The organism is Bradyrhizobium brasilense (assembly GCF_029714345.1).
Lineage (GTDB): Bacteria > Pseudomonadota > Alphaproteobacteria > Rhizobiales > Xanthobacteraceae > Bradyrhizobium > Bradyrhizobium australafricanum.
On record NZ_CP121669.1, the window covers coordinates 6,121,527 to 6,133,259 of the forward strand.

Annotated in this window: 10 protein-coding genes; 4 read left to right on the forward strand and 6 right to left on the reverse strand. The window is 64.5% G+C overall.

What is annotated here, in order from left to right:
- Positions 1-7: 7 nt before the first annotated feature.
- Genes QA635_RS28705 through QA635_RS28725 form a run of 5 tightly spaced genes read right to left on the reverse strand, consistent with a single transcriptional unit; the run spans position 8 to position 4,564 of the window.
- Positions 8-727: an ABC transporter ATP-binding protein gene (locus QA635_RS28705; protein ID WP_283062848.1), complete on the reverse strand. Its 720-nt coding sequence runs from the start codon at positions 725-727 to the stop codon at positions 8-10.
- The gene (locus QA635_RS28710; RefSeq protein WP_283062850.1) at positions 717-1,445 is read right to left on the reverse strand and encodes an ABC transporter ATP-binding protein; all 729 of its coding nucleotides are present in this window, start codon (positions 1,443-1,445) and stop codon (positions 717-719) included. The genes QA635_RS28705 and QA635_RS28710 overlap by 11 nt, the downstream gene beginning before the upstream one ends.
- The gene (locus tag QA635_RS28715; RefSeq protein WP_283062852.1) at positions 1,435-2,355 is read right to left on the reverse strand and encodes a branched-chain amino acid ABC transporter permease; all 921 of its coding nucleotides are present in this window, start codon (positions 2,353-2,355) and stop codon (positions 1,435-1,437) included. Before QA635_RS28715 ends, QA635_RS28710 begins: the two co-directional genes overlap by 11 nt.
- Positions 2,348-3,271 (reverse strand): branched-chain amino acid ABC transporter permease, encoded by a 924-nt coding sequence (locus QA635_RS28720; RefSeq protein ID WP_050386056.1) that lies wholly within the window; start codon positions 3,269-3,271, stop codon positions 2,348-2,350. Before QA635_RS28720 ends, QA635_RS28715 begins: the two co-directional genes overlap by 8 nt.
- Before the next feature lie 45 nt (positions 3,272-3,316).
- Entirely contained in the window at positions 3,317-4,564 is a 1,248-nt protein-coding gene (locus tag QA635_RS28725; protein WP_283062854.1) for an amino acid ABC transporter substrate-binding protein, read from the reverse strand.
- 222 nt (positions 4,565-4,786) lie between these two features.
- On the opposite strand from QA635_RS28725, the gene QA635_RS28730 reads away from it, so the two are divergent.
- The 4 genes from QA635_RS28730 to QA635_RS28745 all read left to right on the forward strand — a co-directional run bounded on the left by QA635_RS28730 (position 4,787) and on the right by QA635_RS28745 (position 8,651).
- Complete coding sequence (locus tag QA635_RS28730) at positions 4,787-5,200, forward strand: Zn-ribbon domain-containing OB-fold protein (RefSeq protein ID WP_283062856.1); 414 nt, start codon at positions 4,787-4,789, stop codon at positions 5,198-5,200.
- A 4-nt stretch (positions 5,201-5,204) separates the two neighbouring features.
- A complete protein-coding gene (locus QA635_RS28735; protein ID WP_092083354.1) occupies positions 5,205-6,344 on the forward strand; it encodes a thiolase C-terminal domain-containing protein in 1,140 nt (379 codons plus the stop codon).
- A 109-nt stretch (positions 6,345-6,453) separates the two neighbouring features.
- Entirely contained in the window at positions 6,454-7,368 is a 915-nt protein-coding gene (locus tag QA635_RS28740; protein WP_283062858.1) for an SDR family oxidoreductase, read from the forward strand.
- A gap of 170 nt (positions 7,369-7,538) precedes the next feature.
- Positions 7,539-8,651, forward strand: a complete 1,113-nt coding sequence (locus QA635_RS28745) for an SMP-30/gluconolactonase/LRE family protein (RefSeq protein ID WP_283062860.1) — start codon at positions 7,539-7,541, stop codon at positions 8,649-8,651.
- A 135-nt stretch (positions 8,652-8,786) separates the two neighbouring features.
- Here QA635_RS28745 and ppc read toward each other — a convergent pair whose 3' ends face one another.
- Positions 8,787-11,594, reverse strand: a complete 2,808-nt coding sequence (ppc, locus tag QA635_RS28750; RefSeq protein ID WP_283071872.1) for a phosphoenolpyruvate carboxylase — start codon at positions 11,592-11,594, stop codon at positions 8,787-8,789.
- Positions 11,595-11,733: the final 139 nt, after the last annotated feature.

Genomic DNA, 11,733 nt, shown 5'->3' on the forward strand with positions numbered 1-11,733 from the left:
CCTCGCATCACTTCAGCCCGAAATAGGCGCGGTGCAGCTCTTCATTGCCGCTCATCTCGGCAACCGTGCCGGAGAAGCGGATCCGCCCACCTTCCAGCACGAATACGCGGGTGGCAATCTCGAGAAAACCGATATTTTGCTCGGCGATCAAGAGTGCCAATCCGCGGCCCTGCAGGCTCGACAAGGCGCGCAGCACCTCCTTGACGAACAGCGGCGACAGCCCGGCCGAGGGCTCGTCCATCACCAGCAGCTTCGGCTCGGCCGACAGCGCCTTGGCGATGCCGAGCATCTTGCGCTGACCGCCGGACAGGCTGGATGCGGGGTCGCGGCGCTTGTCGCGCAATACCGGGAACAGGCCGTACAGTTCGTCGACCCGCGCCCCCGGATTGGCATGGCCCAGCGCCTGCGCGCCGACGCGGATATTTTCCTCGATCGACAGGTCGGGAAACACCGCAAGCTCCGACATGTAGGTCATGCCGCGCTTCATGCGGTCCGACGAGCGCATCTGGGTGATGTCCTCGCCGCCGAGCTTGATGTGGCCGCTGCGGGCCTCGATCAGGCCGACCAGCGACTTCAGGAACGTGGTCTTGCCCGCGCCGTTGGCGCCGAGCAGCAGCACGGTCTCGCCGGGGCGGACGTCGAGATCGACGCCCCACAGCACCTGCATGGTGCCGTAGCCGGCATCGACGCCCCTCGTGTCCAGAAGCGGCACCGCATCAGTGGACATGCTCGCCTCCCAAAAACACCTCGATCACCTGCGGCTCGCGCACCGCGGTCGCCAGCGTGCCCTCGAAGATCTCCTTGCCCGCATTGAGCACGATGACGCGGTCAGTGATCTGCTCGATGAAGCCCATCAGATGCTCGACCACGATGATCGCCATGCCGGTCGCGGCCAAGGCCTTGATGCGGCCGGCGATCCAGTCGAGCTCCGCCGGGTTTAGGCCGGCCGCGAGTTCGTCGAGCAGCAGCAGCCGCGGCCGCGTGGCGAGCGCACGGGTCAGATCGAGCATCTTCTGCTGCGCGCTGTTGAGATCGGCGGCCGGACGGTCGGCGACCTCCTTCAGCCTGAAATCCTCAAGCAGTTCGGCAATCGACGGCGCACCGGTCGCGCCGCCATAGGCCAGCGCCACCTGGATGTTCTCGCGTACCGTGAGCGACAGGAACGGCTTCGGCACCTGGAAGGTGCGGTTGATGCCGCGGTGAACGAGCTTGTGCGAGGCGACGCCGCCGGCGGACGCGCCGTCGAACACGACCTCGCCGCCATCAGGCGCATAGAGACCGGAGATCACGTTGATCGCCGTGGTCTTGCCGGAGCCGTTCGGACCGACCAAACCGAGGATCTCGCCCGGCACGACGTGAAAGCTGAGGCCGTCGAGCGCATGGAAACCGCCGAAGCGCTTGACCAGCTTGGAGACCTTGAGGATCGAGGTTTTCTCAGGGGACATGCCACCCCCTGCGGGTTGCCAGCGACACCAGTCCTGCGGGCAGGAACAGCACTAGGCCCATGATCAAAAGACCATAGATCAGCTGGAAATATTGCGGTGTGGTGAAGCCGATCAGATTGTAGATGCCGTAGAGAATCAGCACGCCGACGATCGGTCCGGTGATGGTGGCGACGCCGCCGAACAGCGCGAACACGATCGCGAAGATCGAGAACTCGCCGGAGAACACGTTGTCCGGATAGAACACCGAGACGTACCAGGCGTAGATGCCGCCGGCGAGGCCTGCGACCAGCGCCGAGGCGAGCCAGGCAATCACCCGCATCTTCACGATGTCGACGCCGGCCATCGAGGCCGACACCGCATCCTCGCGCACGGCCTGCAGCGCCAGCCCGAACGGCGAGTTCTTGAGATAGACCACCGCACCGACGGTCAGCGCCATCACGACGACCGCGGCATAATAGGCGTGGGTCGGGTTGAACGTGCCGGTGAGCGACACGCCGTAGGGTCCCTTGGTGATGCCCTCCAGCGCCGGGTTGGCGACGAAGTGCAGCACCGCGAGCGAGGCCGCGAGATTGGCGATCGCAAAATATGCACCCGACAGCCGCAGCAGCGGTGTCAATAGCAGGCCGAGCGCAACCGCGACGACGCCGCCGACCAGCACGGCGAGCGGCGCCGGTGTATGCAGATGCATCACCATGATGGCGAAGCCATAGGCCCCGGCGCCGAAGAAGCCGACATAGCCGAACGGCAGATAGCCGGTGAAGCCATAGATGATGTTCACGCCTTGCGCGAGGATCAGGAAGATCACGAAGTTGAACAGCAGCAGATGGTTTTGATAGACGCCGGGCAGCAGTGCGAACACCACCACCAGCGGCGCCAGGATGAACAGCAGGTGTTTCGAGGCGTTATGCAACGCGCACCCGCCTTCCGAGCAGACCGCTCGGACGCAACAACAGGATCACGATCAACAACACATAGGGCAGCAAGTCGGCCCAGGAACTGAGATAGGTCTGCACCAGCATGTAGCACAGGCCGTAGACGACACCGCCGAGCGCGGTGCCGAGCGGATTGCCGAGCGAACCCAGCACGACGATCGCAAACGACGTCACGGTCGCGTCGGCGCCGAACGCCGGCGTCACCGAGCCGAACATGAAGGGCGCGAACACGCCGGCGACCGCCGCGATGCCGAGCCCGATACCGAACGCCGCCGCCGAGACGCGATCGACGTCGATGCCGGTCGCCAATGCCTCGTCGCGCCGTGACATCACCGCGCGGGTCAGGGTGCCGAGCCTTGTGTGGTAGAGATAGAGGTAGACCAGCGCGATCGCGATCAGGCTGGTGATGGCCGCGATCACCCAAGGCGCGGGAAAACCCTGGCCGAAGATCTGGATCGGCCCTGCCCCGCCCGCCTTGCCGCCGAACCACTTCACCTTGATGGTCGTGAACACGGTGCCGAGCAGCCGGCTCTGGATCGAGCGCTCGCTGGTGCCGGCGAAGATCGTGGTGACGGCCTCGATCACCTGCGACAGGCCGAAGAACAGGATGATCGACAGCATTTCCGGATTGGCCGAGCCCTGCAGCCGCGGCACCAGCACCCAGTACAGCAGCACGCCCACCAGCACGAACACCACGAAGGCCAGCGGCACCGCGAACAGCGGGTCGATGCCGGCGAGGCCGACCACGCCGAGCGCGATGAAGGCGCCGAGCATCAGGATGTCGCCATGCGCAAGGTTGACGATGCGCATGACGCCGAACACGAGATTGAGACCGATGCCGACCAGGCTGAAGTACAGCCCGAACAGCACGCCGGCAACGAGCGCATAGGTCATGCTACCGCTCGCCGCCGAAGGTTACGCCTGCCGCACTCACCTGCATCACGGCGCCGGATAGATCGGCTTGCCGTTGGCGGTGTCGTGCGGATAGATCGAGACGAACTTGATGTGATCGTGCTCATCGACCGTGAGCTGGCCGAGCGGCGTCAGTTCGCCGATCTGGCCGCCGGTCTCATCCAGCGCGAAGGTGCCGTCCAGCGTCTTGAGCTGGCCGCTGAGCGAGAACACCGCGCGGCGCAGCTCCATCTGGTCGAGGCTGGTCGCAACCGACAGCGTCTTCTCGATCACCAGCGCCGTGGTGTAGCCGGCCACCGCGTTGAAGCCGAACTCCATCTTGCCGTCGTTGTACTTCTTGGTCCAGGCGGCGCGGAAGTCCTTCATGTTCATCCCGAAATTGACGGGATAGTCCAATTCGGACGGCGGCACGTAGGTCCAGATGTGCTCGAGGCCCTTGGCGCCGACATTCTTCTCGAGCAACTCGGTCTCGAGACCGGCATAGATCGCGAACAGCATCTTGAACTTGGTGCCGACGTCCTGGACGTTGCGCAGGAAGGCGATGTCGTTCGGCGCATAGCCGAAATGGATCACCGCGTCCGGATTGGCGTTGCTGATGTTGTTGATGATGACGTTGTAGTTGGTGGTCTCGGTCGGAACGCCCTGGTCATAGACGATCTCGATCGGCGCGCCGGACTCCTTAACGAACTTGCGGAACGCGTTGGCCTGGGTGCCGGTGAACTCGTTGGTCGAATAGAGGATCGCGACCTTCTTGATGCCGAGGCCAGGGCCGTCATGGCTGATGAAGTCGGCGACCGGCTTCGGCCACACCGTCGACACCGGATCGGCCATCAGCGCGATGTAGGGATTGTCCTTGGAGAAGAAGCTCGCGCCGGTGCCGGTCTGGTCGAACAGGAACATCTTGTGATCGCGCGCGATCGCAACCGCGGGCGCCGTCAGCACCGATCCGGAATCGGCGACCAGGAGATCGACCTTATCCTGGGTGACGAGCTGATTATAAAGCGTCGAGGCGGTCGCGGTGTTGCTCTGGTCGTCATAGGAGACGAGCTTGATCGGGATCTTCTTGTCGAACGCCTTCACGAACACGCCGCCCCCGGCGTTCTTCTGCTCGACCCACAATTTCAGCGAGCTGTAGACCGGCATCGAGATCGAGGCGTAGCGCCCCGAGGATGCGTAGAGCGTGCCGATCTTGATCTCCGACGGTGCGTCGGCGGCCATCGCCTGCGTGGCGAATGCGAGGCTGGCAGCGAGTGCCGCGCCGATGATCCTCAGCATGATATTGTTCCTCCCGGCTATCTTGGACGTGTCTTGAACCGCGGCCCTTCTACGCGCCGGATAGGAGCGACACAAGCATCGCGGCCTTAGCAATTGTGCGAGGGGCGGAATATGCGGCATGCGCGGGACACAGGCCGCTGCGCGGAGCATGGATGGACCGTTGACGGGCCTTGGTTCAATGTCGCATCAAGACTGTAACGATTTCGGGAGGAGACATCAGACATGGCCGAGCCCGCGCGCGCGAAACCAAAACCGACACCGGAGACCCAGCATTTCTGGGATGGCACCAAGGCTGGCGAGCTGCGCCTGCAGCGCTGCGATGCCTGCGCCAATGTCTACTTTCCGCCGCGGCCGTTCTGCCCCTCCTGCGCCTCGCGCAAGGTCTCGATCTTCAAGGCCAGTGGCAAGGGCAAGCTCTACAGCTACGTCATCAACCACCGTCCCGCAGCGCCCGGCTTCACGCCGCCTTATGCGATCGCGGTCGTCGAGCTCGACGAGGGCCCGCGCATGATGAGCAACGTCATCGATTGTCCGCAGACGCCGGAAGCGCTCGAGCTCGACATGCGGCTCGAGGTCGCCTTCGAGGCGCTCGACGACAAGATCACGCTTCCCTTGTTCCGTCCGGCAAAGGGGTAATGTGATGCGCAGGAACCAGGTTGCCGTCGTCGGCGCGGCTGAAACCACCGAACTCGGCGTCATCCCGAACATGTCGCAGATCCAGCTGCACGCGGACGCGGCGCTGAATGCGATCGCGGACGCCGGCCTGAAGCTGTCCGACATCGACGGCTTCGCTACCGCGGTGGAGACCCCGCAGCAGATGGCGCACTATCTCGGCATCACGCCGACCTGGGTCGACGGCACCTCGGTCGGCGGCTGCTCCTTCATGCTGCACGTCCGCCACGCCGCCGCCGCGATCGAGGCCGGCCTGTGCAAGACCGTTCTGATCACGCATGCCGAAAGCGGCAAGTCGATGATCGGCAAGCAGCCGCGCTTCACGCCCGCCGACAGCCTCAACGGCCAGTTCGAGGCACCGTTCGGTGTCTACGGGCCGCCGAGCATGTTTCCGATTCCCGTGCTGCGGTTCATGAAGACCCACGGCATCACGCATGAGCAGCTCGCGATGGTCGCGGTGGTGCAGCGCGAATGGGCGGCGAAGAACCCGCGCGCGACCATGAAGGATCCGATCACCGTCGCCGACGTCCTGAACTCGCGGATGATCGCCTATCCGTTCCGGCTGCTGCAATGCTGCCTCGTCACCGACGGCGGCGGCGCGCTGATCCTCACCTCGGCCGACCGCGCCAAGGATTTTCCGAACAAGCCGGTCTACATCCTCGGCACGGGCGAGAGCGTGGAGACGCCGATGGTCAGCCAGATGAAGACGTTCGACTCGTCACGCGCCTTCAAGGTGGCGGGTCCCCTGGCCTTCAAGGAGGCCGGCATCACCCACAAGGACGTCGATCATCTGATGATCTACGACGCCTTCGCGCATCTGCCGCTCTACGGCCTCGGCGACCTCGGCTTCATGCCGTACGAGGAGACCGGCAAGTTCATCGCCGACGGCAACACCCGCCCCGGCGGCAAGCTGCCGCTCAACACCAATGGCGGCGGCCTCAGCTACATGCACTCCGGCATGTACGGCATGTACGCGCTGCAGGAGAGCGTGCGGCAGATGCGCGGCATCGCGCCGGCGCAGGTGCCGAACGCAAAGATCTCGGTCTGCCACGGCGTCGGCGGCATGTTCGCCGCAAGTGGCACGATCATCTTTACGAACGAGAAGTAACAGCTCCGTCGTTCCGGGGCGCGCGAAGCGCGAACCCGGAACCTCGAGATTCCGGGTCTGGTGCTTCGCACCATCCCGGAATGACGGAGAGCAAACCAGGAGAAGCGACATGGCAAAATCACTGCAGGATAAAGTCATCATCGTCACCGGCGCGGGCCGCGGCATCGGCCGCGAGATCGCGCTGCTCTGCGCGGCGGAAGGCGCCAAGGTCGTGGTCAACGATCCCGGCGGCGCCGCCGACGGCGGCGGCTCGAGCGCCGCACCCGCCGAGGAGGTGGTCGAGGAGATCAAGAAGCGCGGCGGCACCGCGGTCGCCAATTTCGAGTCGGTGGCGGAAGCCATCCCCGCCAGCAAGATCGTGAAGACCGCGACCGATCATTTCGGCCGGCTCGACGGCGTCGTCAACAATGCCGGCATCCTGCGCGACATGATCTTCCACAAGATGAGCGTGGAAGCGTTCGAGGCCGTCATCAAGGTGCACCTGATGGGCTCGTTCTATGTGAGCCACGCCGCCGCGCGGATCTATCGCGAGCAGGAGTCGGGCTCCTTCGTGCACTTCACCTCGACCTCCGGCCTGATCGGCAATTACGGCCAGGCCAACTACGCCGCCGCCAAGCTCGGCATCGTCGGCCTGTCGAAATCGATCGCGCTCGACATGGGCCGCTTCAACGTGCGCTCGAACTGCGTGTCGCCGTTCGCCTGGACCCGCATGATCGGCACCATCCCGACCGAGACCGACGCCGAGAAGGCGCGCGTCGAGAAGATCAAGCAGATGGGGCCGGAGAAGATCGCGCCGGTCTGCGCCTATCTGCTCTCGGACGCGGCCAAGGACGTCACCGGACAGATCTTCGGCGTGCGCATGAACGAGATCTTCCTGTTCGGCCAGCATCGTCCGGTGCGCTCGGTGCATCGCGGCGAAGGCTGGACGCCCGAGACCATTGCCGAACAAGGCATGCCGGCGCTGAAGGGATCGTTCGCCAAGCTCGACCGCTCGGCCGACGTCTTCACCTGGGATCCGATCTGAACTTGATCTGATCCTCCAATCCGATCTGACAGTTTTGTGAATTCGTCGCCTCCGCGAAACAGCGGGGGCGACACACTCTTTGGTTGTTTCATCATGGCGTGCCCGCATTGTGCCAGAATTGCGGGGGTATGATCGTCCTCCCGATAACAAAAAAGCCTGGGAGGACTTTCGTGACAAATCCAAGCAACATTCAGAAACACGAGGGCGACGGTGCGAAGGCGTTCGACCGTCGGACAATCTTGCGCGGCGCAACCGCGCTTGCTGCAACCGCGATGGCGGCATCCGATGCCGCAGCGCGCGACTTCGGCCCCAACGCGGAGCCGCAGCGCTATCCCGATCCAGACATCGTCGTGATCGACGACAAGCGCTTCAAGGCCAAGGTCGGCAACACCGCGATCAAGCGGCTCTACACCGGCTGCCTGTGGGCGGAAGGCCCGGCCTGGAACGCGCAGGGACAGTATCTGGTCTGGAGCGATATCCCGGCCAACCGGCAGTTGCGCTATCTCGACGATGACGGCCACATCTCCGAGCAATTCCACAAGCCGTCAAACGAGGCCAACGGCTCGACCTTCGATTTCGAGGGCCGCCAGATCACCGCCGAGCGCACGCGGCTGGTGCGCTACGAGCACGACGGAACCGTCACGCCCTTGGCGGAGCAGGCCAATGGCAAGCAGCTCAACGGGCCGAACGACATGGTCGTGCATCCCAACGACAAGTCGATCTGGTTCACCGATCCCGGCTATGGCGCGATCTCGATCTATGAGGGCCAACTGGCCAACACGGGATCGAAGCAGCCCTACCAGAAGGAAGCCGTCTATCGCATCGATGCTGCGACCGGTCAGATCACCAAGGTCGCCGACGATCCGTTCAAGCCGAACGGCATCGCCTTCAGCCACGACTACAAGAAGGTCTACGTCTGCGACACCGGCATCACGCACTATCCGAACGCCAAGAACATCGTCTGGCAGTACGACCTCAACGGCGACAAGCTCTCCAACCCGCGCACGCTGATCGACATGACGCTGGACGGCAAGTCAGGCTTCCCGGACGGAATGCGTGTCGACATCGACGGCAATATCTGGGTCGGCGCCGGCTGGGTCGGACCCGGCTATGACGGCGTGCAGGTGTTTGCGCCCGACGGCCAGCGGATCGGCCAGATCCTGCTGCCGGAGACCTGCGCCAACCTCACCTTCGGCGGCAAGAAGCGCAACCGCCTGTTCATGACAGCAAGCCAGTCGCTCTACGCGGTCTATGTGGAGACGAAGGGCGCGCACAACTGCTGATCTAACCGTCGTCCCGGCGAAGGCCGGGACCCATTACCACTGCAGTTGGTTGTTGAAGAAAGCTGGGGCCCACATCGTTCACGACACTCCCGGTCGTGGTTATGGGTCCCGGCGTTCGCCGGGACGACGCTGTGGTTACCCGCTATTCCGCAGTCCCGCCGAAATCCCGTTGATCGTGATCTGGATCCCGCGCAGCACCTGCTCGTCCGGGTTCTGCGCGCGATACTCCTTCAACAGCTCGACCTGCACGTGATTGAGCGGATCCATGTAAGGGAAGCGGTTGCGGATGCCGCGCTCCAGCAGCGGGTTGCCCTGCAGCAGCCGGTCATGCCCCATGATGTCGAGCAGCGTCTCGATCGACAGGTGCCATTCGCGGCGGATCTGGCCAAAAATCTTCTCGCGCAACGCGACGTCGGGCACCAGCTCGGCATAGCGCGAGGCGATCGCGATCGAGCTCTTCGCCAGCACCATGTCCATGTTGGACAATAGTGTGCGGAAGAACGGCCATTCCCGATAGAGCTCCTGCAGGAACGGCATACCCTGCTCCGGATGCTCGGATATCCAGCTCTCGACCGCGCTGCCGAAGCCATACCAGCCCGGCAGCATCAGCCGGCACTGCGCCCAGGAGAACACCCACGGGATGGCGCGCAGGTCCTCGATCTCGCGGGTCTTCTTGCGCGAGGCCGGGCGGCTGCCGATGTTCAGCGTCGCGATCTCATTGATGACGGTCGAACCCCAGAAATAATCGGCGAAGCCTTCGGTCTCATAGACGAGGCCGCGATAGGCCTTGAAGGCGAGCCCGGAAATTTCCTCCATCGCCTTGAGATATTCGGGGCGCGGCGCGCTCTGCCGCGGCTGCAGCAGGCTGGTTTCCAGCATCGCCGCGGCGAGGATCTCCAGATTGCTGCGGCCGACCTCGGCATTGGAATATTTCGACGAGATGATCTCGCCCTGCTCCGTGATGCGGATCTGGCCGTTCACGGCGCCGCCGGGCTGCGCGATGATCGCATCATAGCTCGGGCCGCCGCCGCGGCCGACCGAACCGCCGCGGCCGTGGAACAGGCGCAGCCGCACGCCGTGGCGCTCGAACACCTCGACGAGGCCGATCTCGGCCTTGTAGAGCTCCCAACCCGAGGTGACGAAGCCGCCATCCTTGTTGCTGTCGGAATAGCCGAGCATCACCTCCTGCACGCTGCCGAGACTGTCGACCAGCTTGCGATAGTCGTGCAGCACCAGCATGCGGTCCATGATACCGCTGGAGGCCTGCAGATCCTCGATCGTCTCGAACAGCGGCACAATGTTGACGGCGCTGCGGCCGGACGGGTTGACGAGCCCGACCTCCTTCAGCAACACCGCGACCTCAAGCATGTCGGACATGCCCTGGCACATCGAGATGATGCATTGAGAGATGACCTCCGGCCCGAACCTGGCGTGCGCCTCGGCCGCGGCTCGGAACACGGCGAGCTCGCTCTGGGTCTCCTCGGAATATTTCACGAAGGGCGAGGCCAGCGGCCGCGCATTGCGCAGCTCGCCGAGCAGCAGGCCGACGCGGGCGTCCTCGCCGAGCGCCAGATAGGACATCCCCGGATTGGCGGTATCGAACAACTCGGCGATGGTGCGCTCGTGCACCGCCGAGTTCTGGCGGATGTCGAGCCGCGCCAGATGGAAGCCGAAGCAATCGATCGCCCGCCGCAACAGCCGCAGCCGGCCGCGCGCGATCACGCTGGAATTGTTCGCGATCAGCGAGCGGTTGAGCACGTCGAGATCGGCCTGGAATTCCCTGGCGCGCGCATAGGGCTCGGCCTTGCCAACCGGCGGCCGCGTGGTCTCGACCTCGAGCCGAGAGGCCGTCGCCGCAAGCCTCGCATAGATGCCCGATACGGCCAGCCGATACGGCTCGCCGCTGCGATGCGGCGAGGTGTCGGGCGAACGCTCGGCGAGGCTCCGCAGCTCGTCCGAGACGTCGGCGAGATGCGCCGCCAGCGACAATTCGGCGCCAAGCGCATGCAGCTCCTCGAGGTAGAAGTTGAGCGCCTGGCTCGACTGCAGGCGCAGCGTGCCGCGCATCACCTCCGCGGTGACAAAGGGATTGCCGTCGCGATCGCCGCCGATCCAGCTTCCCATCCTGAGGAAGGAAGCGAGTTCGCCGGCCTCGCCACCCTCCTTGTTCAGGCGATCCTCCAGCGCGCAATGCAGCCGCGGCACCTCCTGCAGGAAGGTGTAGTCGTAGAATGACAGGCCGTTGGCGACCTCGTCGAGGACGGTCAATTTGGTCCGGCGCAGCAGATTGGTCTGCCACAGCGTCACCACGGCGCGGCGAAGCTGCTCGTCGCTGGCCTCGCATTCGTCCGGCGTCATCTGCAGCCGCTCGCGGCGGTCGAGCAGATCCGCGATCTCCATCTCGCGATCCATCGTGCTCTTGCGGCGGACCTCGGTCGGATGCGCGGTCAATACCGGGCTGACGAGCGCGCTCTTGAAGAAGCTACGCAGATCGGCCGGGCTGATGCCGGCCTGACGGGCATGCACCAGCGTCTGTTCCAACGTGCTCGGCCGCGGCGCGCCGCTCGGGCCGCGGCTGCGCATCTGGCGGATGTTGTTCTGGTCCTCAGCGATGTTGGCGAGGTGGGAGAAATAGCTGAAGGCGCGGACGATCTGCAGCGTCTCGGCAATCGACATGCCGTCGAGGATGCTCTCCAACTCCCGCCGCGCCAGCTTGTCCTCGTCGCGATGGAAGCGAACCGAGGTCTGGCGGATGCGCTCGACCAGGTCGAATACGTCGGCCCCTTCCTGGTCGCGCACGGTGTCGCCGAGAACGCGCCCCAAAAGGCGGATGTCATTCCGGAGCCGCGCATCCTCCTCCTGCGCAGCCGCTTCCAGAAGGCTGGCCTCTGCGGCACGTTTGGCGCGGATTTCCGTCTCGGACGGCATGGTCTGGGGAGGCATTACCTGGGGAGACATGGCTCGGCTACTCCGGAGGCTGCCCGGCTCCTCCCGAGTGTGCGCTTTTTTTGCCGCAGCGCAAGATGAACTTGGTGGCGGTGCACACACACCAATGTCGTCCCGGCGAACGCCGGGACCCATA